Here is a 24,077-nt window from a genome sequence, read left to right as displayed (position 1 = left end):
GCCCGCACGCTATGCCGGAGCGGGCCCCGATGACTTGGACGAATCGGAAGCAGCCGCGTACCGCGCCGCGAGGGTCCGCGCGGCCCGGTGGAGCTCCGGGGATGCATCCGCGTCGATCGTGAGGTCCAGGTCGAGGGCCCCGAGGTACACCGCGAGCAGGTCCGCGGTCTGCGCACCGGCGTCGAGCCAGCAGGTGTGGTCGGTCCGCGGCTCGACGCACCAGCTCCCGACCGGGACCCTCGCGGCCACCGTCTCCGCGCCCGCGTGCACGACCACCCGCGCCCGGTACCGCCACAGCGCCTGCATGCGTCCCCGGACCACGAGGCGGTCCCACCCGCCCTCGGGCGCGTCCCGCGGGGCGAAGCGGGGACCGGTCGGGACGCGCGGCGTGATGCGGTCGAGGCGGAAGCTGCGCCAGTCGTCGCGGTCGAGGTCGCGGGCGACGAGGTACCAGCGCCCGCTGACGTGCACCAGCCGGTGGGGCTCGCCCCGGCGTTCACTCACGGCGTTGCCCCGGTCGCGGTAGGCGAACCGCAGCGTCACGTGCTCCCGGCAGGCCCGGGCGACGGCCGCGAAGACCTCGGAGGCGACCGCGTCGCGCGGGGCGTCGACCGTGTCGGCGACCGCCGAGAGCGTCGCGACCTGGTGGCGCAGGTGCGAGGGCAGGAGCCGGTCGAGCTTCGCGGTGGCGGACGCCGTGGCGTCCGCGGCGTCGGCGAGCCCCGAGGCGCTGACCGTCCGCAGCGCCACCGCGATCGCGAGCGCCTCGTCCTCGGCGAAGCTCATCGGGGGGAGCGCCGCGCCCGGGCGCAGCACGTAGCCGCCGCCGGTGCCGGTCGTCGCGTCGACGTCGTAGCCGAGACCCCGGAGCCGCTCGACGTCGGCGCGGACCGTCCGGGTGCTGACGGCGAGCCGGTCGGCGAGCTCGGAGGAGGTCCAGCGCGGTCTGCTCCGGAGCAGGGTCAGCAGGCGCAGCAGCCGCGACGCGGTCTCGGACACACGGCCAGCATGACCGGGTTGCGGAACGATTCCTTCCGCAACGCCCGGCAGCGTTCCCGCCATGACACCTCTCGACGGCCTCGGCGCCCTGGTGACCGGCGGTTCCCGCGGGATCGGCGCCGCCGTCGCCCGCCGCCTGGCCCGCGACGGCGCCACGGTGGCGCTGACCTACCGCGACCGCCGGGACGCGGCCGACGACGTGGTCGCCTCCGTCCTCGACGAGGGCGGGACCGCCCGCGCGTTCCCGCTCGACGTCGCCGACCCCGAGTGGTTCGCCCCGGTGTTCGCGAACGCCGAGGCCTTCTTCGCGCGGGAAGGAGCCCGCGGGCTGGGCGTCCTCGTCGCGGGCGCCGGCGTCGCCGAGCACCGGCCGCTGGCCGACGTCACCGTGGAGACCTGGGACCGGGTCATGGCCGTCAACGCGCGCGGGGTGCTGCTGTCGGTGCAGCACGCCGCCGCCCGGATGCTGGACGGTGGCCGGATCGTCGCGCTCTCCACCGTCGGGACGGCGTGGCCGAGCCCCGGCGAGACGGTCTACGCGGCGAGCAAGGCGGCGGTGGAGCAGATCGTCCGCGTCGCCTCGCGGGAGCTCGGCGGCCGCGGGATCACCGTGAATGCCGTGTCCGCCGGCCCCACCGACACCGAACTCCTGCGCGCCGGTGCCCCGCCCGAGGCGCTGGCCGGCGCGGCCGCCCTCACGGCGCTGGGCCGGATCGGCGAGCCCCACGACGTCGCCGACGTCGTGGGGCTGCTCTGCCGTCCGGAGGCGGGGTGGGTCACCGGGGCGAACCTCCGCGCCGACGGGGGGCTCACCTGACGGCGAGCTCCCGGCTCACGAACGCCGCCACCGCCTCGTGCACGGCCTCGCGGTCGTGCTCGTTGAGCACGTCGTGGAGGTCGCCGGGGAACGTCACGACCCGCGCGTCGGGCATGCGGCCCGCGAGGAGGTGCGCGTGCTCGACCGGCACCAGCGGGTCCGCCTCCCCGTGCACGAGCAGGGCCGGCATCGCCGGGCGCCCGCCGGCCAGCCCGTCGGCGACCTCGGGCCAGGTGTCCGCGACCGCCTGCAGCGTCTCGCGCCGGAAGCCGCCGTGGTGGGTCAGCGGGTCGTGGAGCAGGGCGTCGACGTAGTCCGGGTGCGTGCTCAGGAGCTCGCGCGGGTCGTCGACGGGCAGCTCCGGCTCACCGAGCGCCAGCCACCCGTGGATCCAGTCCTGGGCGATCGCGGGCGGCGCGGACAGTACGAGGGCGTCGACCGGCTCGGGCGAGCGCAGCGCGAGCAGGAGCGCCGCCAGCGCCCCGCCGGAGTGGCCGATCACCGTCAGCGGCACGCCGGGGTGCTGCTCGCGCGCGATCGTCGTGAGCGTCCGCGCGTCGTCGACCAGCAGGTCCCACGACGCGATGAGCGCCCGCTCGCCCTCGCTGCGGCCGTGACCGACGGCGTCGAGCGCGTGGACGGCCTGCCCGTCGGCGGCCAGGCGCCGGGCCAGGGCGTCGTAGAGCCCGAGGTGCTCGCCGTGGCCGTGGACCAGGACGACCGCGCCGCGGGCCGGGGTCGCGGGCAGCCACTGGTCGTGGAAGACGGTGCCGGCGGCGCCGGGGAAGGTGGGCATGAGAGCTCCTCTCGTCGGGTGCCGACCCGACGATGGCGCGCTCTGCTGTCAGACCGCTGCCGGTCCGCTGCCGGTCAGGGCGCGGGCGGCGCCGCGACGACCGCGCGCTGGATCTGGACCGGGGTGCGCGGGGCGCCGCCGCCGGCCTGGTTGGACCCGTCGTCGCCGGCCTGCGCGACGCGGTCGAGCACGGCGAGCCCGCCGCCGCCGATCCGGCCGATGACCGAGTACTCGGGCGGGAGCGCCGAGTCGCCGTAGACGAGGAAGAACTGGCTGCCCGTGGAGCCCGGCTGCGAGCTCTTGGCCATGGCGATCAGGCCGCGGGCGTAGGTCGAGGCCTGGCCCTCGGCGCCCGGGAAGGGCGGCAGGCCCTGCGGGGGCTCCTCGGCGTACTGGTAGCCGGGGCCGCCCGACCCCGAGCCGGTCGGGTCACCGCACTGGAGCACCTGCAGGCTCCCCGCGCTGGAGACGAGCCGGGGGCAGGGCGTGTCGTCGTAGAAGCCCTGCGACGCGAGGCTGACGACGGCGTTCACCGCGCACGGCGCGGACGCACGGTCGAGCGTCATCGGGATCGCGCCCTGCGTGGTCTCCAGGGTGACGTCGACGGTGCCGGTCGTCGGCGGGTTCCCGTCGGGCGGGGTGTTCGGCTTGGACGCCGGCTCCGACGGGTTGTACGTGCAGGTCGAGGGGGCCGCGGCGGCGGGCGCGGGCTCGTCGGAGCCGGTCACGAGGAAGTAGACCCCCGCGCCGACGGCGAGCACGGCGACGACCGCGATGACCGAGATGACGGCCAGGCGCTGCCGACGCCGCCGGGTGCGCTCGGCCCGCCGTTCGATCTGGCGTTCCAGCTTGCGCTTGGCGGCCTTGCGGCGCTGCTCGTTCGTCGGCACGGCGGACATCGTAGGAACCGCGCCGACCGGTCCCCGTGAGGGTCTCGACTAGGGTGGGCCGAGCGAGGTCGACGCGCGAGGAGGACGAGAACGTGCTGGTCGAGGCCTTTCCGGCCGGGGTGTTCCAGACCAACTGCTACGTGGTCGCGCCCGGCCCGGGGGAGTCCGCCGTGGTGGTCGACCCGGGCCAGGACGCCGAGGAGGGGCTGCGCGAGGTGCTCGCGCGCCACCGGCTGACCCCCGTCGCGGTGCTGCTCACCCACGGTCACCTCGACCACATGTGGTCGGTGACGCCGGTGTGCGACGGCGACGACATCCCCGCCTTCATCCACCCCGAGGACCGCGGGATGCTCGCCGACCCGCTCGGGTCGGTCGGGCCGATGGGCCGGCAGATCGCCGCGATGTACCCGGGCCTGGAGTTCCGCGAGCCGCGCTCGGTCGAGGTCCTCGCCGACGGCGCCGAGCTCGAGCTCGCCGGGCTGCGCCTCACCGTCGACCACACGCCCGGCCACACCCGCGGCTCGGTGGTGTTCCGGTCGGCGACCGAGGACAACCAGCCGTTCCTGCTGGCCGGCGACACGCTCTTCCAGGGCGGCATCGGGCGCACCGACCTGCCCGGCGGCTCCACCGAGGAGATGATGGCCTCGCTCCGCGACAAGATCCTGTCGCTGTCCGACGACACCGCCGTCCTGCCCGGACACGGGCCGATGACGACCGTCGGCCAGGAGCGCGCCTCCAACCCGTTCGTGCAGGGCCTGACCAGCGCGCCCGGGCGTCACCTGTGAGCGCGTCGGTGCCGGCCGGCGGCTTCGCCGCGCCCAAGGGCGTCCCCGAGTACGTCGGGCCCGAGTTCACGACGGTCCGCGACACCCTCATCCGGGAGGCCGACCGCGCGGGCTACGCCCACATCGAGCTGCCGGTCTTCGAGGACACCGCGCTCTACGCCCGCGGGGTGGGCGAGTCGACCGACGTCGTCTCCAAGGAGATGTACTCGTTCGACGACCGCGGCGGCCGCTCGGTCACCCTGCGCCCCGAGGGCACGGCGGGCGTCGTGCGCTCGGTCATCGAGCACGGTCTCGACCGGGGCGGGCTGCCGGTGAAGCTGCGCTACGACGGCCCGTTCTTCCGCTACGAGCGCCCGCAGGCCGGCCGGTTCCGCCAGCTGCAGCAGGTCGGCGTCGAGGCGATCGGCGTGGACGACCCGGCGCTGGACGCCGAGGTGCTCGCCGTCGCCGACGCCGGGTTCCGCGCGCTGGGCCTGCGCGGCTACCGGCTGGAGATCACGAGCCTGGGCGACGCGACGACGCGCCCGCAGTACCGCGCCGAGCTGACCGGGTTCCTCGAGAAGCTCGACCTCGACGAGGCCACCCGCGAGCGCGCCCGCATCAACCCGCTGCGCGTTCTCGACGACAAGCGCCCCGAGGTCCGCGCCCAGCTCGACGGCGCGCCGCTGATGGTCGACCACCTCTCCGACGAGGCGGCCGCGCACCACGTGGCGGTGAAGCGCTACCTCGACGACCTCGGTGTCGCGTACGTCGAGAACCCGTGGATGGTGCGCGGGCTCGACTACTACACGAAGACGACGTTCGAGTTCGTCCACGACGGCCTGGGCTCGCAGTCGGGCATCGGCGGCGGCGGGCGCTACGACGGGCTCATGGCCGAGCTCGGCGGGCAGGCGCTCTCCGGGGTCGGCTTCGGGCTGGGGGTCGACCGGGCGCTGCTGGCGTGCCGCGTCGAGGAGGCCGGCCACGACGCCGCCGGGCGCGTGGAGGTCTTCGGGGTGCCGCTGGGCGACGCCGCGAAGGAGCGCCTCGTCGGCATCGTCGGGTCCCTGCGGCGGGCGGGCATCCGCGCGGACCTCGCCTACGGCAACCGCGGGCTCAAGGGCGCGATGAAGGCCGCCGACCGCTCGGGCGCCCGCTTCGCGCTCGTGCTCGGCGAGCGCGACCTCGAGGCCGGGGAGATCCAGCTCAAGGACCTCGCCGACGGCAGCCAGGCCGCGATCGCCCTGGACGGCGCGGCCGCCGCGGTCGACCGGGCGCTGCATGACGGCTGATCTCAGAACGGCACCTCGGTCGCCAGCAGCCCCTCCCCGGGCGCGCGTCCGGAGAGGATTCGGCAGAACTCGACGGCGTCGAGCGTGATCGTGGGGCCGTCCGTGCCCTGGGTGAAGGTGCCGCCCGCCGGCCCGGTGAGGTGCAGGACGAACGGCCGCCCGTGCCGGCGGGCCCACTCGGCGACGACGTGGGCGACGATCCGGCCGTCGTGTCCGGGCGTCAGGACCATCGTGCGGCCGGTGGCCCGCGAGACGTCCACGCGGTGCATCCAGGTGTCGCGGGTCAGGATGACGTCGAGGATGAAGCCCAGGCGCCACGTCTCGGTCGCCCCGTTGATCTCCTCCTTCGACGGCATCGCGCGCAGCAGCCGGACCCGGCCGCGCCAGCGCGCCTGCCGCGGTCCGGCCGTCTCCATGCGGCGCACGAGCTCCGCGGTGTCGAGACCGGCGTTGGCCTCCACCTGGAGCGAGGTGAGCCCGTCGATGAACGGCCCGTCGCCCGCGCGGCGTCCGCCGCGGGTCATGTCGGTCATCATGCGGCGGGCGCCGGTGAAGGTCTCCGTCATGCCCAGCACGTGACCGGCCATCGCGCGGACGTCCCAGGCCGGGCAGTCGGTGGGCGCCCGCCACTCGTCGGGGCGCAGCGCCGCGAGGAGGTCGGCCGTGCGGGCGGTCTCGGCGGCGCCGAGCGCCACGCACTCCGGGCGGGCGATCGGGGGCACGTCCGCGGTGCGCACCGCGGTGTCCATCACGCCACCGCCTGCCGCAGGCGTGCGGCGTACGCGTCGGCCAGCCCGGAGAGGGCCGCGGCGCCGTCGCCGGCGTAGGCGGGACCGTGCATGAGGGCGAGGGTGCGCGGTGCGAGCTCGGCGAGACCGCGGATCGCCGGAGCGGTGCCGGTGGTGAGCGCCGTGGCGCCGAAGATCTCGTCGGCGGCGAGGGCGGGGGTGACGATGTCGGTGTCGTGGACGAGCGCCGGACCGTCCCCGGTGCGGCTGAAGAGGTCGCCGCACAGCAGGGTGCCGGTGGTCTCGTCGTAGATCACCTGCGCCTCCCAGCCGTGGGGGACGTGGGGGGTGACGATGGTGCGGACGACGTGGCCGCCGAGGTCCCGGCGCTCGCCGTCGCCGACGGGCTCCGGCGGGCGGTCGGCGAGGTCGGACAGCGAGACCATGCAGCCGAGGCGGTTGAACAGCACGCGGGCGTCGGGCGCGAGGGCGAGCCACTCGTTCATCGCGCCGCACTCGTCGGCCTCGACGTGGCCGAAGCTGATCCACCGCAGCCGGGTGGGGTCGATGACCCGGCCCACCGCGTCCGAGACCAGCGGGAACAGCCCCCGCAGCCCGGTGTGGAAGAGCAGGGGCTCCTCGGCGTCGATGAGGTACTGGTTCATGGTGAAGCCGTCGGGGGTGACGTCGGGCAGGCAGGTCGACAGGCGGTAGACGCCGTCGGCGATCTCGTGCACGGAGGTGTCCATGGCGCCAGCGTGCGCCCGCGGTGAGCGCGGCCACATCGGGAGCGCTCCCTCAGTTAGCGCGGGCGGTCACCCAGCTTGGACGCCGTGGCGGCGGGCCAGCTCCGCGAGCGCGCGGCGGTCGTGCAGCCCGGTGCGCGCGAAGAGGTTGCCGAGGTGGCGCTCCACGGTGCGCGGTGAGAGGTGGAGCCGGGCGCCGATCTCCGGGGTGGACAGGCCGAGCGCGACCAGCCCGAGCACGTCGGTCTCGCGGCTCGTCACCCCGAGGGCGCGCAGCGGTTCCGGGACCGCCGACGCGCCGCGCCCCCGCCGGGGGACCGGCGCGCCGGCCTCGCCCATCAGCAGGCGGCAGCGGCGCGCCGTGCGCTCGAGGCCGACGGCGGCGAAGAACGCCTCGCTCTCACGCAACCAGGCGACCGGGTCGCCCCAGCCGTCGCGGATCGCGGCGCGCGCGACGAGGAGCTGCACCCACTGCAGCAGGCCGAGGCCGCCGTCGAGGGTCCGACCCGCCGGGCGGGCGCGCTCCATGAGGGCCACGGCCTCCGCGGGTGCCCCCGCCCGCCCCCGGGCGACGGCCTCCGCCGCGAGGTGGGCGCACCCGAACACGTCCAGCCCGACCTGGTCGGCGACCTCGGCGAACTCGGCCCGCGCGTCGACGCCGAGGTCGTCGTCCTCGGCGGTGTGCACCAGCGCCCAGAGCGCGCGGCCGGGGAAGACCGAGCGTCCCGGGTCGGCCCGGCGGACGTGGGTCATCATCGTGTCGAGGAGGCCGCGCAGGGCGTCGAGGTCGTCGACGGCGAAGGCCCGGGTGACGAGCACGCGCCCGTAGAGGTCGCCGAGGATGCGGGGGTCGTCCGGGTCGGGGGCGAGCGCGTCGGCGACGGCGGCCTCCATCGCGGCGTCGTCGCCGGCCAGCGCGTGGGCGTTCGCGAGCCAGAGGTGGGCGACCGGCCCCGTCGCGAGCCCGTAGCGCCGGCTCGCCTCGGCGCACGCGCGGGCGGCCTCCAGGGCGCCCTCCCGGTCGAAGTCGCCGAGGGCGAGGTCGGCGAGGCTGAGGTCCATGACGGCGACCGTGGTCAGGGCTCCGTAGCGGGCGGCGAGCGCGCGCGTGGCCCGCAGCGCGTCCGCGTTCCAGGTGATCAGGGCGAGCTCCTGCTGCGCGCGCAGGTGCCAGGTGGCGAGCCCGGCGCGTTCCGCCACGTCCGCGGCCCGCGCCAGCCACCGCGCGGCGCGCCCGGAGCGGAACTCGCGCTGCACCCGCCCGAGGACCTCCAGAGCCTCGCACTCGACCGCGGGCTGCGCGGCGTCCACGGCGGCGGCGACCGCACGGTGGGCGAGGGCGGTGGCGTCGTCCTGCCGGCCCTGCTCGAGGGCGACGTGGGCGGCCACGGCGTCGAGCCGGGCGGCGAGCGGCGCGTGCTCCTCCTGCCGCGCCTCGCCGACCAGCCGGGCGGCCTCGTCGACCTCGCCCGCGGCGAGGGCGGCACGCGCGAGCGTCAGCAGGAGCGCGGCGCGGCGGTCGGGGTCGCCGAGCAGGCGGGCGGCGAGGTCGGGCCCGAGGGCCAGCGCCTCCCGCGGCTTGCCAGCGGCGACGAGGACGTCGACGGCGAGCTCGTCGACGTCGACGGTGGCCGCCGCGTCGCCGCGGGCCAGGCGGCGGGCGCGCCGCGCGGTGACCTCCGCGCTGGCCACGGCGCCCTCGTCGAGCGCCCGGCGGGCGCTGGTGACCAGGCGCGCCGCGGCCTCCACCGGGGCGCCGGCGGCCTCGGCGAGCTCCGCCGCGAGCTCGCAGGCGGTGCCGGGGAGCCCGGGGTGGGCACGCTCGACGGCGGGCCAGGCGCGCCGCGCGAGGGCGCGGCGCTCCGGGGGCAGGAGGTCGTCGAGGACCGCCTCGCGGGTCAGGGCGTGCCGGAACGCGAAGCCGTCGCCGTCGACGGCCACGAGCTGCCGCCCGACCGCCGCCCGCAGCCCCTCCACGACGGCGCGCCCGTCGACCTCGGCGATCCCCGGCACCAGCTCCCAGTCGAACCGCCGGCCGAGCACCGCCGCCGCGGCGACCACGTGCCGGGCGACGGGGTCGAGGTCCGCGAGCCGCCGCGCGACCGACTCCCGCAGGCTCGCCGGCACCCGCGGGGTGAGCTCGCCGGCGCTCACCCACCCGGCGTCGGCGAAGTGCAGCTCGCCCGCCGCGACCAGGCCGGCCAGCAGCTCCTCGACCAGCAGCGGCACGCCCTCCGCGTGGCGGCGCAGGAACGCCCGGACCTCGGGCGGCGGACCGGCCGTGGCCAGGCACGCGACGAGCATCCGGTCCACCCCGGCCTCGTCGAGGGGACCGACGGCGAGGACGGACGACGGATCCCGGCGGGGGAGCCGCGCGAGCACCTCGGTCGCCGTCCCCTCGGGCCGCGTCGTGCCCAGCACGAGCAGGGCCTCGTCGGCGAGCGCGTCGGCGAGGTAGTCGAGTACGCCGAGGGTCTCGGTGTCCGCCCAGTGCAGGTCCTCGAGGACGAGCACGCACGGGCCGTCCGGGCGCAGCAGGCGGACGACGGCCTCGCCCAGGACGACGGGGGAGTCCTCGGCCCCGGCCGGGGCGCTGCGCCACGCGGGGACGAGGCGGGCGAGCTGGCTCCCGAACCCGTCGAGCTCCGGGGCCGTGGGCGGCGGCGCCGACCGGAACGCGGCGAGGAACGCCTCGATCAGCGGGCGGTAGGGCACCGGGCCGCCGCCCGGCACGGCGCGGCCCGACAGCACCCGCAGGCCCTGTCCGCGGGCGAGGTCGACGGCCTCGCGCACGAGACGGCTCTTGCCGGTGCCGGGCTCGCCGACCAGCAGGACCACCCCGCCGTGCCCGCTGCCGGCGGCCGCGAGGTGCGCGTGCAGGGCCGCCGTCTCGTCCCCGCGCCCGATGAGCGCCGGGCACAGCAGTGACGGCCCCATGCGATCCCCCTGGCGGGGATCGTAGGGCGCTCAGAGCAGGCCGAGCACCCTCGCGGCGTTCCCCTTGAGGATCTTCGGCCGGACATCGTCGGGGATGTCCAGATCCGCGAAGTCCCGCAGCCACCGGTCCGGCGTGATGACCGGGAAGTCGGAGCCGAACAGGACCTTGTCGCGCAGCTGGCGCGACGCGGCGCGGACGAGCTGGGGCGGGAAGTACTTCGGCGCCCAGCCCGAGAGGTCGATGAACACGTTCGCCTTGTGCCCGGCGATCGAGATCGCCGCGTCCTGCCACGGCACCGACGGGTGGGCGAAGATCATCGTCAGCTCGGGGAAGTCGGCGGCGACGTCGTCGAGCAGCATCGGGTCGGAGTAGCGCAGCTTCAGCCCCGCGCCGCCGGGCAGGCCCGCGCCGATTCCGGTCTGGCCGGTGTGGAAGAGCGCCGGGACGCCGGCCTCGGCGATCGCCTCGTAGAGCGGGTAGTAGGTGCGGTCGTTCGGCGCGAAGCCCTGCAGGGTCGGGTGGAACTTGAACCCGCGGGCGCCGCGGTCGACGAGCCGGCGGGCGCGCTCCACCGACGCCCGGCCGCCGTGCGGGTCGACCGATCCGAACGGGATGAGCACGTCGGGGAACGCCGCGGCCCGCTCGACGATCTCCTCGCTGGACAGCGGCGGGTGCCCCGTCGCGGCCGGGGCGTCGACGGTGAAGACCACCGCGGCCATCGACCGCTCGCGGTAGTGCGCGGCGATCGCCTCGACGGTCGGCGTGCGGTCCTGGTCGCTGCGGAAGTACTGCGCCGAGGCGTCGAGCAGCTCGTCGGTGAGCGCGAAGCACCCGTGGGCGTCCTGCTCCACGTGGGTGTGGACGTCGATGGCGGTGAGGTCGTCGAGGTTCACCCAGCGGCCTTTCGGGCGTCGAGCGCGGCGCGGATCACGGCGTCGCGGCGGGCGAGCAGGGCGTCGGGGTTCGGGGCGGCCTCTCTCACCTGCGTGATGAGGCGATCGGCGAGGTCCGGGGTCATCGTCGGGGTCCCGAGGTCGGACCACAGCGCCTCGGTACCGGGGTGCAGGTGCTCGAGGACGTGCGCGAGGCCGCCGTCGCCGCCGGAGAGGTGCTGGCCGGTGATCGGGCCGACGGCGGCCCACCGCAGGCCGGGGCCCTCGGTGATCGCGGTGTCGACGTCGGCGACGGTGGCCACCCCGCGCTCCACCAGCGAGTACGCCTCGCGCCACAGGGCGGCCTGGAGGCGGTTCGCGAGGTGGCCGGGGAGCTCGGCGCGCAGGCGCAGCGGGGTGCGTCCGACCGAGGTGTAGAAGCTCATCGCGGCCTCGACGGCCGCCTCCGAGGTCGCCTCGCCGGGCACGACCTCGACGAGCGGGACCAGGTGCGGCGGGTTGAACGGGTGCCCGACGAGCACGCGCTCCGGGTGGGCGGGCGCCCCGCGGGCGAGGTCGGTCGGGCGCAGCATCGACGAGCTGCTGGCGATGACGACCTCAGGGCGCGCGGCGGCGTCGAGCACCGCGAGCAGCTCGTGCTTCAGTTCGAGGCGCTCGGGCCCGTTCTCCTGGACGAAGTCGGCGCCGGCCACCGCCGCGGCGGGGTCGGCGGCGACCGTGACACCGGGCAGGTCCGTCGGCGCCGGATCCCACGCGACGACGTCGTGGCCGTGCTCGAGGAACAACGTCGCCCAGCTCGTGCCGATCACCCCGGTCCCGATCACCGCGATCCTCATGGTCGAGCTCCCCTATCGGCGTGCTCCCCTCGATGCTGCGCCTCCGGCCTCATCTGGCCAGCCCCACGAACGCCTCGAGAGCCGTCGGGTCGACCAGCGAGTCCCGGGACGCGACGCGGTCGGGGTCGGCGCCGAGCAGGATCCGTTTCGCCGGCACCTCGAGCTTCTTGCCGGTGCGGGTGCGCGGCACGGCCGCGATGGCGTGGATCCGGTCCGGGACGTGGCGCGGCGAGAGCGCGGAGCGGAGCTCGGCGCGGACGCGGGCCTCGTCGATGTCGTGCCCGGGGGCCGGCACGACGAAGAGCACCAGCTCGTCGGTGTCCTCCAGGTGCACCACGAGGCTGTCGGCGACCTCGGGCATCTCCTCGACGACGGCGTAGAACTCGGCGGTACCGAGCCGCACGCCGCCGCGGTTGAGGGTGGCGTCGGAGCGCCCGGAGACGACCACCGAGCCGCTCGGCGCGAACCGCACCCAGTCGCCGTGGCGCCACACGCCGGGGTAGACGTCGTAGTAGGTGGCGCGCAGCCGGGTGCCGGCGGCGTCGTCACCCCAGAAGAACAGCGGCATGGACGGCATGGGGGAGCGGATGACGAGCTCGCCGCGCTCGCCGACCACCTCGCGGCCCTCCTCGTCGAACGCCGCGGTGTCGACGGCGAGCTCGCGCCCGGAGATCTCGCCCTCGACCACCTCCTGCCACGGGCCGCCCTGCAGGATCCCGGTGCAGACGTCGGTGCCCCCGCTGCCCACGAGCAGCAGGACCTCGGGGCCGAACTCGGCGGCCACCCAGCGGTAGCCCTCGGGCGGCAGCGGGCTGCCGGCCACGCAGACCTGGCGCAGCGGCGTGAGGTCCTGGTCCCGGGCGGGGTGGATGCCCGCGCCGCGGCAGGCCATGAGGAAGCCGGGCGACGCCCCGAAGTGCGTGGCGCGGGCGTCCGCCGCGAGGCGCCACTGCCAGCCGAGGTCGGGGTGCAGCGGGTTGCCGTCGACGAGGATCAGCGCGGCACCGTGCATCAGGCCGCTGACCAGCGCGTTCCACATCATCCACGCGGTGGTCGAGAACCAGAGCATGCGGTCGCCGGGCTGGACGTCCCAGGCCAGGCCGTGGTTCTTGAGGTGCTCGACGGTGATCCCGCCGTGCCCGTGGACGATCGCCTTGGGCGGGCCGGTGGTGCCCGAGGAGAAGAGCACGACCAGCGGGTGGTCGAAGGGCACCGGGTCGTAGGCGGGCTCGGCGGGGGTGCCGACCAGCTCGGACCACGGCAGCGCGTCCGGCACGTCGCCGGGACCGTAGGGGATCGCGACGACGTGGCGCAGGGTCGGCAGGGCCGCGCGCAGGGCGGCGACCTCGTCGGTGCGGTCGATCGGCTTGTCGCCGAAGACGTAGCCGCCGACGGCGAGCAGGACCGTCGGCTCGATCTGGGCGAAGCGGTCGACGACACTGCGCGCGCCGAACTCCGGGGCGCACGACGCCCACACCGCGCCCAGGCTGGCCGCGGCGAGGTGGGCGATCACGGTCTCGGGGATGTTCGGGGCGTAGGCGACGACCCGGTCGCCGCGGCGCACGCCGAGCCGCTGCAGGCCCGCGCGGGCGCGGGCGACGGCGTCGCGCAGCTCCTCGCGGCTCCACTCCTGCGGTTCGCGGGTCTGGGAGTACGCGAGGAGCGCGGTCCCGGTGGTGGCGGCCTCGACGGCGGCCTCGGCGTAGTTGAGCGTGGCGCCCGGGAACCAGACCGCGCCGGGCATCACGGGGTCCTCGAGCACGGCGCGCGGCGGCTCGTGGAAGGGCACGGCGTAGAACGCCGCGATCGCCGACCAGAAGCCGTCGAGGTCGGTGACCGACCAGCGCTGCAGGGCGTCGTAGTCGTCGAAGGTCAGGCCGCGCTCGCGGCCGAGCCACTCGACGAACCGCGCGGTGACCGTGCCGGCGGGAGGAGGCGCCATCAGCGGACCTTCCCGGCGCGGCCGTCGAGGAACGCGCTCATCCGCTCCTGGGCCTCGGGGCTGCTCGACGAGATCGCCGCCATGAGGGCCTCCATGAAGAGCCCGTCCTCGTCGCGGGCCGCGGCGATGCGCGGCAGGGCCTGCAGGACCGCGTACGTGCTCACCGGCGGGTTCCCGGCCATCCGGTGGGCCAGCTCGAGGGCCTTCGCGAACCCGCCGCCCGGCTCGGTGAGGTAGGTCGAGATGCCCAGCTCCAGGCCCTCGCGGGCGTCGAGGACGCGGCCGGTGAGCATGAGGTCGGTCATCCGCGCGACGCCGATGAGCCGCGGCACGCGCACCGACCCGCCGCCGCCGACGAACAGGCCGCGCCGCGCCTCGGGCAGCGCGTAGAAGGCGCTGGGCTCGGCGACGCGGACGTGGGTGGCGGCGGCGAGCTCGAGCCCGCCGCCGACGACGGCGCCCTTGAGCACGCTGACCACCGGCAGCCGGCCCCGTTCCATGCGCGTGAAGACGCGGTGCCAGAACCGGGAGTGCTCGACGCCCGTGACGGCGTCGGTCTCGCCGAGCTCGGCGAGGTCCAGGCCGGCGCAGAAGTGGTCGCCCTCGGCGTCGAGGACGACTGCGCGCACGTCGGCGGGCGGTGCGGCGAAGAAGGTCTCGAGGCCGAGCACCGTGGCGTCGTCGAGCGCGTTGCGCTTGGCCGGGCGGGCGAGGCGCAGCACGGCGACGGGCCCGTCGCGGTGGAGGGTCAGCGACCGCGGCAGGAGAGCCTGAGGCTCGGTCATCGGTCTCCTCGGCGGCGCGGGACCATGGCGGCGCGTGACGTCGCGCTCATCGGCCCTCCTTCGTTATCAGGAACCTTGAGACTAGGGGTCGGCGAGCGCGGACGGTAGTGGACGAGGGGGACGACGGTGGCGGTACAGGAACAGGACCGGGTGGCGGAGGCGCCGTCGCTGCTCTACGCGGTGAAGCAGGTCGAGCTCGCGGTCCGCGCCCGCCTCGACGACCTCCTGCGCACCACCGGCGTCACGGTGCCCCAATGGACGGCGCTGACCGTCCTCGCCCGCCGCGAGGGGCAGACGGGCGCCGACCTCGCGCGCAACGCCTTCGTCAGTCCCCAGGCGATGGGCGACCTGCTCGCCGCCCTCGAGCGCGGCCACTGGATCACCCGCACCCCCGACCCGGCGCACAAGCGCCGCGTGCTCATCGGGCTGTCCGACGCGGGCCGCGCGCTGCTGGAGGACGTGGCGCCGGGGGCGGCCGAGGTCGAGGAGCGCATGGTCAGCGGCCTCGACCCCGACCAGCGCGCCGCCCTGCGCACCCTGCTCAACCAGTGCCGCACCAACCTGGTCTGACCGGCCCATTCCGCTCACGTAGTCCGCTCGGCCGCCTCCTCGTCGGGGATGACGTCGAGGGCGGCCGCGCCGGCGCGGGCGCCGCGCTCGTAGGACGTGTAGAGCTCGCGGAACAGGGCGTGCGCGGGCTCGGCGGGCCAGTCGGGCGGCAGGTGGCGCCGGGGCAGGCGCGGGTCGCGCCGGATCGCCTGCAGCCAGTCGGTCTGCAGCACGAGCTGCGCCGCGAGGGGATCGGTGACGGGCGGGTGCGTCGCCGGATCGCCCCAACGCGCCCGGAACGCCTCGTAGCGCGCGGCGAGCGCGGGCAGGTCCCAGGCGTCGCGGACGAGCGTGTCGACGTCGGTGCCCTCGAGCGCCCGGGCGCTGAACGCGCGCAGCCGGCCCTCGACGCCGAGCCCGTCGGCGAGCGCGCCGACGTCGACGTCGCCCGGCGCGATCCACAGCCCGCCCTGCAGGGGACCGAACCCGGCCCAGGTCAGGCGCGCCCGCAGCAGGTGCCGCTCCCGGGCCCAGGCGTCGGGCAGCGAGAACGACAACAGCGTCCACGACCCGTCCCAGTGCGTGTTGACGACGTCGGTGCGCCAGAGGCGCGCCTCGCCGTCGCGCAGCACCTCGCGCGTGGCGGGCGTCGACCCGACGTAGACCTGGCGCCCGCGGCGCACGCGGTGGAGCTGGTCGCGGCGGGCCATGCGGCTGACCGTCGAGCGGGTCGCGTGCTCGGAGACGCCGGCGCGGCCCAGCACGTCGACGAGGCTGCTCGTCGCGACGTGCACGCCGCGCCCGAGGAGGTAGCCGCCGAGGAAGGTCAGCAGGATCGCCTGGGGCCGCCGGGCGTCGACGTCCTCGTCGATCGCAGCCGGCGTCTCCTCGGACACGACCTCCCCGGACACGGCCGGAGCCTAGCGCCGCGACGATGTTGGGCACATCGTTGACGCCCGTCGCGATGCTGCCTACATTGACCCGGACATCCGTGACGCCGACCACACGATCAGCAGGAGGTGCGGCGTGACCGACGCCGACCCGCGCTCGCGGACCCAGCTCCGCCGGGCGGTGCTGTCCAGCTACCTGGGCAGCGTCATCGAGTACTACGACTTCCTGCTCTACGCGACGGCGTCGGCGGTCGTCTTCGCCAAGGTCTTCTTCTCGACGCTCGACCCGCTGGTCGGCACGGTCGCGAGCTTCGGCACGCTCGCCACCGGCTACCTGGCGCGCCCGCTGGGCGGGGTGCTGTTCGGGCACTTCGGCGACCGGGTCGGGCGCAAGAAGATGCTCGTGGTCACCATGACGCTGATGGGCGTGGTCAGCGTGCTCATCGGCGTGCTGCCGACCTACGCGCAGATCGGCGTCTGGGCGCCCGTGCTCCTCATCCTGCTGCGTGTCCTGCAGGGCGTCGCGGTCGGCGGCGAGTGGGGCGGCGCGGTGCTGATGTCCGCCGAGCACGCGACCACGCGGCGCGGGCTGTGGGCGAGCTTCACCAACGCCGGTGCCCCGAGCGGCATGGTGCTCTCCACCGCGGCGCTCGCCGGGGCGGCCGCGATCGCGGGGGAGCAGGGCTTCCTGACGTGGGGCTGGCGCGTGCCGTTCCTGCTCAGCGCCGTGCTGCTCGCCGTCGGGCTGTTCGTGCGGGCCCGGGTCACCGAGACGCCGGTGTTCGCGCGGGCCAGCACCGACGCGGCGCCGTCGGCCCCGCCGCTGCTCGAGGTGCTGCGCCGCCACCCGCGCAACCTCGTGCTCTCGATCGGCGTCGGCTTCGGCGCCTTCGTCGCGCAGGGGGTGCTGACGACGTTCGTCATCGCCTACGCGGTGCAGGCGGGGTTCGCGCGCCAGACCGTGCTCAACGCGCTGACGATCTCCTCGATCGCCGCGATCTTCGGCATCATCGGCTTCGCGGCGCTCTCCGACCGCGTCGGCCGGCGCCCCGTCGTCCTCGTGGGCGCGCTCGCCATGACCGTCTGGGCGTTCCTGCTCTTCCCGCTCGTCGACTCCGGGTCCACGGGGCTGCTCGTGCTCGCGGTGGTCGTGGGGCAGGGCGTCGTGCACGCGGCGATGTACGGGCCGCTCGCCGCGCTCTACACCGAGCTGTTCTCCACCCGCGCCCGCTACACCGGCGCCTCGCTGGGCTACCAGGTCGCCGGCATCGGGGCCGGTCTCGGGCCGGTGGTGTTCGCGAGCGTGCTGCAGAGCACCGGCAGCGCCCTGCTCGTGTCGGTCGTCATCGGCGCCTGCTGCCTGCTCACCGTCGGCTGCGTGCTGGCCACGGGCGAGACCAGCCGGCGCGGCCTCGACGACGCCGACACCCCGGCCGCCGACCCCACCCGCACCCCCGTCGCCTGACCTCACGTCGGCGATCGTCACCCGATCGTCACCCACGGGCTTCACACGGGGCTCACGCTGTCCCCCTTCGTACGGAGTGGAAGGGGACGCGGATGGCGGAGCAGGTCGAATCCCCTCGCGGCTCGGGCAGCGAGTACCTCGCCGCCCGGCAGCTGAAGGCCGGCTCGGCGAGCTGGGTGCTGCTGGCCGGGCTGGGCGTCGCGTACGTGATCTCCGGCGACTACGCCGGCTGGCACTTCGGCCTGGCCCAGGGCGGCTGGGGCGGCCTCGCGGTCGCCGCCGTCCTCATGGCCGTGATGTACACGTGCATGGTGCTGGGCCTCGCCGAGATGTCCTCGGCCCTGCCGGCGGCCGGCGGCGGCTACACGTTCGCGCGGGTGGCCATGGGGCCGTGGGGCGGGTTCGCGACGGGCGCGGCGATCCTGCTCGAGTACGCGGTGGCCCCGGCGGCGATCGCCACGTTCATCGGCGGCTACGTCGAGTCGCTGGGCCTGTTCGGGATCACCGACGGCTGGTGGGTCTACCTCGCCTGCTACGTCGTCTTCGTCGGCATCCACCTGCTCGGTGTCGGCGAGGCGCTCAAGGTCTGCTTCGTCATCGCCGCGATCGCGCTGGTCGGGCTGATCCTCTTCGCCGTCGGCGGCCTCCTGTCGTTCGACGCCGCCAACCTCACCGACATCCCGCCCACGGACACGGCCGGCGCGTCGCCGTTCCTGCCGTTCGGGCTGGTCGGTGTGTGGGCGAGCTTCCCCTTCGCGATCTGGTTCTTCCTCGCCGTCGAGGGCGTCCCGCTGGCCGCGGAGGAGGCGCGCGACCCCGTGCGAGCCGTGCCGCGCGGGATCATCGTCGCGATGGCGGTGCTGGTCGTGTCGGCGGCCGCGGTCCTGTTCCTCGCCCCTGGCGCCCAGGGCGCGCAGGCCCTCTCCGAGAGCGAGAACCCGCTGGTCAGCGCCCTCGAGGTGGGGCTGGGCGGCCCGTCGTGGCTCTCGACGACCGTCAACTACATCGGCCTGCTCGGGCTCATCGCGAGCTTCTTCTCGATCATCTACGCCTACTCGCGGCAGACCTTCGCGCTCTCGCGGGCGGGCTACCTGCCCCGGGCGCTGTCGAAGACCAACGCCCGCAAGGCCCCGACCCTCGCGCTGGTCGTCCCGGCGATCATCGGCTTCGTGCTCGCCGCCACCGGCAACGGCGACATCCTGATCAACCTCGCCGTCTTCGGGGCGACGCTGTCCTACGTGCTGATGATGGTCGCGCACCAGGTGCTGCGAGCCCGCCACCCGGAGATGGAGCGGCCCTACCGCACCCCGGGCGGGCGGATCACCACCGGCGTCGCGCTGGTGCTCGCCCTCGCCGCGGTGGTGGCGACGTTCCTCGTCGACGTCGTCGCGGCCCTGTGCGCGCTGGGGGCGTTCGCGGTACTCATGGCGTGGTTCGGGTTCTACTCGCGGCACCACCTCGTCGCCGCGGCGCCCGACGAGGAGTTCGCGGCGCTGGCGAAGGCGGAGGAGGAGCTCGAATGAGCTGGTCCACCACGTTGGGCGGTCACTCGTACTCCTTCGCCGACCTGCGCGACCTGCTCGCCAGGGCGACCCCGCTGCGCTCGGGCGACGTGCTCGCCGGCGTGGCGGCGGAGTCGGCGGCCGAGCGGGTCGCCGCCCAGACCGTGCTCGCCGACCTCCCGCTCGCGCACTTCCTCGACGAGGCCGTCGTGCCCTACGAGGACGACGACGTCACCCGGCTGATCATGGACTCGCACGACGCCGAGGCCTTCGCGCCGGTGCGGTCGCTGACCGTCGGCGGCTTCCGCGACTGGCTGCTGTCGTGGGAGGCCGACACGGCGACCCTCGCGGCGCTCGCGCCCGGGCTGACCCCGGAGATGGTGGCCGCCGCGAGCAAGCTCATGCGCGTCGGCGACCTCGTCGCCGTGGCCCGCAAGACCCGCGTCGTCACCGCGCTGCGCACCACCATCGGCCTGGAGGGGCGACTCGCGACGCGGCTGCAGCCCAACCACCCCACCGACGACGCCGTCGGCATCACCGCCTCGCTCGTCGACGGGCTGTTGCACGGCGCGGGCGACGCGGTGGTCGGCATCAACCCCGCCACCGACCGGCCCTCGACGGTGCTCGCCCTGCTCGAGCTCATCGACGACGCCCGCCGCCGGCTCGACGCGCCCATCCAGTCCTGCGTGCTCACCCACGTCACGACGACGCTGGAGCTCCTGGAGCGGGGCGCGCCGGTGGACCTGGTGTTCCAGTCCGTGGCCGGCACACAGGCCGCCAACCGGGGGTTCGGGGTGACGCTGGACCAGCTGGCGGCGGCGCGGGCCGGCGCGCTCGAGCTGGGCCGCGGCACGGTCGGGTCGAACGTGACGTACTTCGAGACCGGCCAGGGCTCGGCGCTGTCGGCCGACGCCCACCACGGCGTCGACGAGCAGACCCTCGAGGCCCGGGCCTACGCGGTGTGCCGGGCGTTCGACCCGCTGCTGGTCAACACCGTCGTCGGCTTCATCGGGCCGGAGTACCTCTACGACGGCAAGCAGATCCTGCGCGCCGGGCTCGAGGACCACCTCTGCGGCAAGCTGCTCGGCGTCCCCATGGGCGTCGACGTCTGCTACACGAACCACGCCGAGGCCGACGCCGACGACACCGACACGCTCCTGCTGACGCTCGGCGCGGCGGGATGCGCCTTCGTGATCACGGTGCCGGGCGGCGACGACATCATGCTCAACTACCAGTCGCTGTCGTTCCAGGACGTCCTGCAGGTCCGCCAGACCCTCGGCCTGCGGCCCGCGCCCGAGTTCGAGGCGTGGCTGGGGTCGGTGGGGCTGCTCGACGACGCCGGGCGCGTGCCGCAGCTGGTGCCGGAGCCGATCCGGGCCTTGATGGCATGAGGGGGACGGCATGAGCTCGGACCCGTGGGAGACGCTCCGCGCCGCCACCCGCGCGCGGGTGGGACTCGGCCGCGCCGGGGACGGGCTGTCGACCGCCGAGAACCTCCGCCTCGCCGCCGCCCACGCGCAGGCGCGCGACGCCGTCCACACGCCGCTGGACACCGACCTCGTGCTCGCGGCGCTGGGGGAGCGGGCCGGGCCGGTGGTGCGCTCGCAGGTCGCCGACCGCACCGAGTACCTGCAGCGCCCCGACCTCGGCCGACGACTCGCGTCCGACCACGGGCTCGCGTCCGGCGAGTACGACCTCGCCGTGGTGGTGGCCGACGGGCTCTCGGCAACCGCGGTGCACGAGCACGCGGGGGGCCTCGTCGACGCGCTGCTGCCGCGCGTGGAGGGGTGGGCGGTGGCGCCGGTCGTCGTCGCGGAGCAGGCCCGGGTGGCGCTCGGCGACGTGATCGCCGCCGCGCTCGGGGCGTCGCTGGTGCTCGTGCTCATCGGCGAGCGCCCCGGCATGTCCGCGCCCGACTCGCTCGGCGCCTACCTGACCTTCGCACCGCGCCCCGGCCGCGTCGACTCGGAACGCAACTGCGTCTCCAACATCCGCCCGCCCGACGGCTTGACCTACGAGGCGGCGGCCGAGGTGCTGGCGGCCCTGCTCACGGAGTCCTTCCGCCGGCAGCTCTCGGGCGTGGACCTCAAGGACACGGGCGCGGCCCTGCCGTCCGCGGCAGGCTGACCCGGACGCCGGCGACGGCCCCGAGCCGCCGCCGTGCCCAGGGCTATTCGCCCGAGCGGCCCTTCCGGCCGGCGGGGAGGCGGTCCACCAGGCGCCCGAGCCGCTCCGTGGTGCCCTGCAGCGGTGCCAGGGCGTCGGCGAGGACCTTGATCTGCTCGTCGAGGTTGTCGATCCGCCCGGCCAGGGTGCGCAGGTCCGGGCTGACCTTCTGCAGCTCGCCGGCCGCGGTGGTCAGCGACGTGTCCAGCGTGCCGAGCCGCGCCGGGACCTCGGGGAACGTCGAGTCGGCGTGCCGGGCGAGGGTCTCGACGTGCTCGATCGCCCCGGTGAGCTTGCGGACCTCGTCCACCGCGCCCGCCATCTGCTCCAGCGACGGGGCCGCGGCGGCGAGGGCGTGCAGGTCGTCGACGGCGCCGGTGAGCGCGTGCAGGTCGTCCGCGGCCGCGGCGAGGGACCGCAGCGTCGGCACCGCCTCGGCCAGCTGCGTGAGGGTGGGGACGGCGTCGGCCAGGGACGCCACGGTGGGCACGGCGTCCGCGAGCCGGCCGACCGAGGGCACGCCGTGCGCGATCTGCGAGACCGAACCGGTGGCGCCGGCGATGGTGCGCAGGTCGCTGGTGGCCCCGGCGAGGGTGCCCAGGTCGTCGACGGCCGCGGCGATGCGCGCGAGGGTGGGGACGGCGCCGGCGAGCTCCTCGAGGTGCGGCACCGCGGTGCCCAGCTGCTGCAGCGCGGGCGCCGCCTCGGCGAGCTGCCCGAGCCGCGGGGCCGCGTCGCCGAGCTGCTGGAGGGCGGGGACGGCCTGAGCGAGCGAGGCGATGTCGTCGCGGGCCTCGCCGATCCGCGCCAGGGCGGGGACGGCCTCGGAGAGCGCGTGGATGTCGGGGGCGGCGCCGGCGATCGCCTGGAGCGCGGGGACCGCGCCGGCCAGCGCGGCGATGTCGCCGCGGGCCTCGCCGATCGCCTGCAGCGCGGGCACGGCCCGGGCGAGCGCGGCGATGTCGTCGCCGGCCGCGCCGATCTGCTGCAGGGCCGGCACCGCCTCGGTGAGGGCGTGGATGTCGGGCGCCGCGCCGGCGATGGCCTGCAGGGCGGGGGCCGCCTGGGCGAGGGCGTGCAGGTCGTCGGTGGCGTCGCCGAGCCGGGTCAGCGCGGGTCCGGCGTCGGCGAGGCGGTCGAGCGCCGGGGCGGCGTCGGCGATCCGGTCGAGCGTCGGGACCGCCCGGGCCAGGGCGTGCAGGTCGTCGACCGCGCCGCCGAGGCGGTCGAGCGCGTCGGTGGCATACGAGAGGCGGGTGAGGTCGGGCGCGAGCTCGGCCAGCGTGTGCTGCAGCCCAGAGGCCACGGGCAGGAGCTGCTCGAGCATCGACACGAGCCGTGGCACGGCGCGCAGCGCGTCGGCGACGAGCGGGCTGAGGTCGGCGGTGGTCCGCGCGCCGGAGGTGGCGATGTCCGCGATCCCGCGGACGATCGCGGGGCCGTGCAGCGTCAACTCCACCGCGGTGCGCGTCGACGCGACGACCAGCGCGCGGGCCGTGTCGAGGATGCCGCTCGGGGGGCTCTCGACCGACCGGGGCAGCGCGGGACGGTTCATGCGGTCTCACCCCGGGGTTCGGTGCTGCGGACGGCGCGGACGACGACGGCGGCGAGGATCGTGGTCAGCGGGACCGACGCGACCAGGCCGATGCTGCCGACCAGGGTCCGCACGACCTCCTGCGCCACGTCCTCGGCGGTCAGCAGGTCGCCGAGACCCCGTCCCGCCAGTCCGAACAGCAGCAGCAGGGGCAGCGCCGCCCCGGCGTACGCGAGCACCAGCGTGTTCACCGCCGACGCGACGTGATCACGACCGACACGCATGGCGGAACCATAGAGGTCCGCGAGCCGCGCGGCCGGGTCAGCGCGGTGCAGCTCCCAGACGGCGCTGGTCTGGGTGACGGTGACGTCGTCGAGCACGCCCAGCGCGCCGATGACCACGCCCGCGAGCAGCAGCCCGCGGACGTCGAGCCCCGCGCCGAGCACCCCCGCGAGCTCCGAGGACTCCTCGCCGAGCCCGGTGAGCCGGGAGGTCGCGGCGAAGAGCACCGCGAGCACCCCGATCAGCCCGAGGCTCGCCAGCGTGCCGAGCGCCGCGGTGGCGGTGCGCGCCGAGGGCCCGTGGGTCAGCGGCAGCACGATGCCGACGATGAGCCCGGAGGCGGTGAGGGCGACCGCGACCGGCGGGGACCCGGTCGCGAGCGCGGGGAGGACGAACAGGGCGAGCACCCCGAGGGTCGCCCCGAGCGCGACGAGCGCCGCGAGGCCCTGCCAGCGGCCCAGCAGCAGGACGGCGAGCGCGAACGCGGCCCCGAGGACGAGCAGCGGCGCGCCGCGCTGGAAGTCGACGATCGTGTAGGTGAGGGGGTCGGCGGGGTCGCCCCCGGCCCAGCCGAGCACCACGGGGTCGCCGACGGCGAAGCGCGGCGAGCCGGGGGTGGCGGGCGCGAGGGTGACGATCGTGGAGCCGGCGGCCGGGCCCTCGTCGAGCCGCAGGGTGACCGCGACGCAGCCCTCGCCGGGGCCGGGGGAGGGCAGGTTCGGGTCGGTGCAGTCCGACTCGGCGGCGGCCCGCGTCACCTCGGCGTCGACGGGCGTCTGCGCGCCGAGCCCCGGTGCGCCCTGACCCGTCGCGGCCCGCGCGGCGACGTCGGCGTACTCGCCGGGCGACGGCGCGAGCACGACGAGACCGACGAGCACCGCGAGCGCGCAGGGCACGAGCAGCGCGGCGAGCAGGATCCGGACCCGTCGCCCCGAGGGACCGTCGAGGTCCCCGCCGCCGTGCCCGTGGCCGTGGCCGTGGCCGTGCCCGCTCGCGGCCGGCGCCTCGGCCCGCCGTCGGCGCCGTGCCGGTGTTCCAGCCTGGCGGCCACGCCCACGTTCAACGTCAGGATTTCCCCCAGCTCGGCGGAGGGTCGGCGGGGCCGGGTCCTCCGCCGAGGCCCTGCCGTTCCGCGGCACACGGATCGGGCCGGTCGGCGCGTCGTCCTCGCTCGACGTCGCCGCCGCGGCCGCCTGGGGACGCGCGTGTCGCGTCGGCGGCCGGGAGGACGTCACCCGCCCATCATCGCCGGGACGTTCCCGA

At 75.9% G+C, this 24,077-nt stretch carries 21 protein-coding genes; 8 read left to right on the top strand and 13 right to left on the bottom strand.

All coding sequences use genetic code 11. The features are described from left to right. Positions 1 to 9: 9 nt before the first annotated feature. A complete protein-coding gene (locus WCD58_RS01385; RefSeq protein WP_337698836.1) occupies positions 10 to 999 on the bottom strand; it encodes a helix-turn-helix transcriptional regulator in 990 nt (329 codons plus the stop codon). A 61-nt stretch (positions 1,000 to 1,060) separates the two neighbouring features. Here WCD58_RS01385 and WCD58_RS01380 point away from each other — a divergent pair, with 61 nt between their 5' ends. Then, positions 1,061 to 1,816 (top strand): SDR family oxidoreductase, encoded by a 756-nt coding sequence (locus WCD58_RS01380; RefSeq protein WP_337698835.1) that lies wholly within the window; start codon positions 1,061 to 1,063, stop codon positions 1,814 to 1,816. On the opposite strand, the gene WCD58_RS01375 is transcribed toward WCD58_RS01380, so the two are convergent. Both WCD58_RS01375 and WCD58_RS01370 read right to left on the bottom strand, forming a co-directional pair. Next, positions 1,809 to 2,612 (bottom strand): alpha/beta fold hydrolase, encoded by an 804-nt coding sequence (locus WCD58_RS01375; RefSeq protein ID WP_337698834.1) that lies wholly within the window; start codon positions 2,610 to 2,612, stop codon positions 1,809 to 1,811. The genes WCD58_RS01380 and WCD58_RS01375 overlap by 8 nt on opposite strands. A 74-nt stretch (positions 2,613 to 2,686) precedes the next feature. Beyond that, on the bottom strand, positions 2,687 to 3,502 hold the full coding sequence (locus tag WCD58_RS01370; RefSeq protein ID WP_337698833.1) for a peptidylprolyl isomerase: 816 nt from the start codon (positions 3,500 to 3,502) through the stop codon (positions 2,687 to 2,689). 92 nt (positions 3,503 to 3,594) lie between these two features. Here WCD58_RS01370 and WCD58_RS01365 point away from each other — a divergent pair, with 92 nt between their 5' ends. Next, a complete protein-coding gene (locus WCD58_RS01365) occupies positions 3,595 to 4,287 on the top strand; it encodes an MBL fold metallo-hydrolase (protein ID WP_337698832.1) in 693 nt (230 codons plus the stop codon). Next, positions 4,284 to 5,558, top strand: coding sequence for a histidine--tRNA ligase (gene hisS, locus WCD58_RS01360; protein WP_337698831.1), 1,275 nt, complete (start codon positions 4,284 to 4,286; stop codon positions 5,556 to 5,558). Before WCD58_RS01365 ends, hisS begins: the two co-directional genes overlap by 4 nt. Before the next feature lie 2 nt (positions 5,559 to 5,560). Here hisS and WCD58_RS01355 read toward each other — a convergent pair whose 3' ends face one another. The 7 genes from WCD58_RS01355 to WCD58_RS01325 form a co-directional block, all read right to left on the bottom strand. Further along, complete coding sequence (locus tag WCD58_RS01355) at positions 5,561 to 6,307, bottom strand: maleylpyruvate isomerase family mycothiol-dependent enzyme (protein WP_337698830.1); 747 nt, start codon at positions 6,305 to 6,307, stop codon at positions 5,561 to 5,563. Next, positions 6,307 to 7,035 (bottom strand): oxygen-binding di-iron domain-containing protein, encoded by a 729-nt coding sequence (locus WCD58_RS01350; RefSeq protein ID WP_337698829.1) that lies wholly within the window; start codon positions 7,033 to 7,035, stop codon positions 6,307 to 6,309. The genes WCD58_RS01355 and WCD58_RS01350 overlap by 1 nt, the downstream gene beginning before the upstream one ends. Positions 7,036 to 7,101: 66 nt before the next feature. Continuing rightward, positions 7,102 to 9,969, bottom strand: coding sequence for an ATP-binding protein (locus WCD58_RS01345; protein WP_337698828.1), 2,868 nt, complete (start codon positions 9,967 to 9,969; stop codon positions 7,102 to 7,104). Between the two features lie 30 nt (positions 9,970 to 9,999). Beyond that, positions 10,000 to 10,863: an amidohydrolase family protein gene (locus tag WCD58_RS01340; RefSeq protein WP_337698827.1), complete on the bottom strand. Its 864-nt coding sequence runs from the start codon at positions 10,861 to 10,863 to the stop codon at positions 10,000 to 10,002. Next, positions 10,860 to 11,699, bottom strand: coding sequence for a 3-hydroxyacyl-CoA dehydrogenase NAD-binding domain-containing protein (locus WCD58_RS01335; RefSeq protein ID WP_337698826.1), 840 nt, complete (start codon positions 11,697 to 11,699; stop codon positions 10,860 to 10,862). Before WCD58_RS01335 ends, WCD58_RS01340 begins: the two co-directional genes overlap by 4 nt. A 49-nt stretch (positions 11,700 to 11,748) precedes the next feature. Further along, positions 11,749 to 13,641 carry an acetoacetate--CoA ligase gene (locus WCD58_RS01330; RefSeq protein WP_337698825.1) on the bottom strand — a complete coding sequence of 631 codons (1,893 nt, stop codon included), beginning with the start codon at positions 13,639 to 13,641 and terminating at the stop codon, positions 11,749 to 11,751. After that, a complete protein-coding gene (locus WCD58_RS01325) occupies positions 13,641 to 14,426 on the bottom strand; it encodes a crotonase/enoyl-CoA hydratase family protein (protein ID WP_337698824.1) in 786 nt (261 codons plus the stop codon). Before WCD58_RS01325 ends, WCD58_RS01330 begins: the two co-directional genes overlap by 1 nt. 126 nt (positions 14,427 to 14,552) lie before the next feature. On the opposite strand from WCD58_RS01325, the gene WCD58_RS01320 reads away from it, so the two are divergent. Further along, positions 14,553 to 14,996 carry a MarR family winged helix-turn-helix transcriptional regulator gene (locus tag WCD58_RS01320; protein ID WP_337698823.1) on the top strand — a complete coding sequence of 148 codons (444 nt, stop codon included), beginning with the start codon at positions 14,553 to 14,555 and terminating at the stop codon, positions 14,994 to 14,996. A gap of 14 nt (positions 14,997 to 15,010) precedes the next feature. On the opposite strand, the gene WCD58_RS01315 is transcribed toward WCD58_RS01320, so the two are convergent. Next, a complete protein-coding gene (locus WCD58_RS01315) occupies positions 15,011 to 15,886 on the bottom strand; it encodes a PaaX family transcriptional regulator (RefSeq protein ID WP_337698822.1) in 876 nt (291 codons plus the stop codon). Between the two features lie 115 nt (positions 15,887 to 16,001). Between WCD58_RS01315 and WCD58_RS01310 the strand changes: the two genes are divergently transcribed. From WCD58_RS01310 to eutC, 4 genes are all read left to right on the top strand, one after another. Beyond that, complete coding sequence (locus WCD58_RS01310) at positions 16,002 to 17,330, top strand: MFS transporter (RefSeq protein ID WP_337698821.1); 1,329 nt, start codon at positions 16,002 to 16,004, stop codon at positions 17,328 to 17,330. Between the two features lie 92 nt (positions 17,331 to 17,422). Beyond that, complete coding sequence (eat, locus tag WCD58_RS01305; protein ID WP_337698820.1) at positions 17,423 to 18,853, top strand: ethanolamine permease; 1,431 nt, start codon at positions 17,423 to 17,425, stop codon at positions 18,851 to 18,853. Next, positions 18,850 to 20,223, top strand: coding sequence for an ethanolamine ammonia-lyase subunit EutB (locus WCD58_RS01300; RefSeq protein WP_337698819.1), 1,374 nt, complete (start codon positions 18,850 to 18,852; stop codon positions 20,221 to 20,223). The genes eat and WCD58_RS01300 overlap by 4 nt, the downstream gene beginning before the upstream one ends. Positions 20,224 to 20,233: 10 nt before the next feature. After that, entirely contained in the window at positions 20,234 to 20,959 is a 726-nt protein-coding gene (gene eutC / locus WCD58_RS01295) for an ethanolamine ammonia-lyase subunit EutC (RefSeq protein ID WP_337698818.1), read from the top strand. Positions 20,960 to 21,002: 43 nt separating this feature from the next. Here eutC and WCD58_RS01290 read toward each other — a convergent pair whose 3' ends face one another. Together WCD58_RS01290 and WCD58_RS01285 are read right to left on the bottom strand one after the other, a co-directional pair. Beyond that, complete coding sequence (locus WCD58_RS01290) at positions 21,003 to 22,553, bottom strand: hypothetical protein (RefSeq protein ID WP_337698817.1); 1,551 nt, start codon at positions 22,551 to 22,553, stop codon at positions 21,003 to 21,005. Next, complete coding sequence (locus tag WCD58_RS01285) at positions 22,550 to 24,049, bottom strand: YibE/F family protein (protein ID WP_337698816.1); 1,500 nt, start codon at positions 24,047 to 24,049, stop codon at positions 22,550 to 22,552. The genes WCD58_RS01290 and WCD58_RS01285 overlap by 4 nt, the downstream gene beginning before the upstream one ends. Positions 24,050 to 24,077: the final 28 nt, after the last annotated feature.

The organism is Actinomycetospora flava (assembly GCF_037400335.1).
GTDB lineage: Bacteria > Actinomycetota > Actinomycetes > Mycobacteriales > Pseudonocardiaceae > Actinomycetospora > Actinomycetospora flava.
The sequence above is the reverse complement of the archived record's forward strand: the minus strand, read 5'-3'. Positions and strand labels throughout refer to the sequence as shown.

Coding starts and splice junctions, on each gene's coding strand:
- WCD58_RS01380 (WP_337698835.1), top strand. CDS start 1,061: ATGACACCTCTCGACGGCCTCGGCGCCCTGGTGACCGGCGGTTCCCGC.
- WCD58_RS01375 (WP_337698834.1), bottom strand. CDS start 2,612: ATGCCCACCTTCCCCGGCGCCGCCGGCACCGTCTTCCACGACCAGTGG.
- WCD58_RS01355 (WP_337698830.1), bottom strand. CDS start 6,307: ATGGACACCGCGGTGCGCACCGCGGACGTGCCCCCGATCGCCCGCCCG.
- WCD58_RS01350 (WP_337698829.1), bottom strand. CDS start 7,035: ATGGACACCTCCGTGCACGAGATCGCCGACGGCGTCTACCGCCTGTCG.
- WCD58_RS01345 (WP_337698828.1), bottom strand. CDS start 9,969: ATGGGGCCGTCACTGCTGTGCCCGGCGCTCATCGGGCGCGGGGACGAG.
- WCD58_RS01335 (WP_337698826.1), bottom strand. CDS start 11,699: ATGAGGATCGCGGTGATCGGGACCGGGGTGATCGGCACGAGCTGGGCG.
- WCD58_RS01330 (WP_337698825.1), bottom strand. CDS start 13,641: ATGGCGCCTCCTCCCGCCGGCACGGTCACCGCGCGGTTCGTCGAGTGG.
- WCD58_RS01325 (WP_337698824.1), bottom strand. CDS start 14,426: ATGACCGAGCCTCAGGCTCTCCTGCCGCGGTCGCTGACCCTCCACCGC.
- eat (WP_337698820.1), top strand. CDS start 17,423: ATGGCGGAGCAGGTCGAATCCCCTCGCGGCTCGGGCAGCGAGTACCTC.
- WCD58_RS01300 (WP_337698819.1), top strand. CDS start 18,850: ATGAGCTGGTCCACCACGTTGGGCGGTCACTCGTACTCCTTCGCCGAC.
- eutC (WP_337698818.1), top strand. CDS start 20,234: ATGAGCTCGGACCCGTGGGAGACGCTCCGCGCCGCCACCCGCGCGCGG.
- WCD58_RS01290 (WP_337698817.1), bottom strand. CDS start 22,553: ATGAACCGTCCCGCGCTGCCCCGGTCGGTCGAGAGCCCCCCGAGCGGC.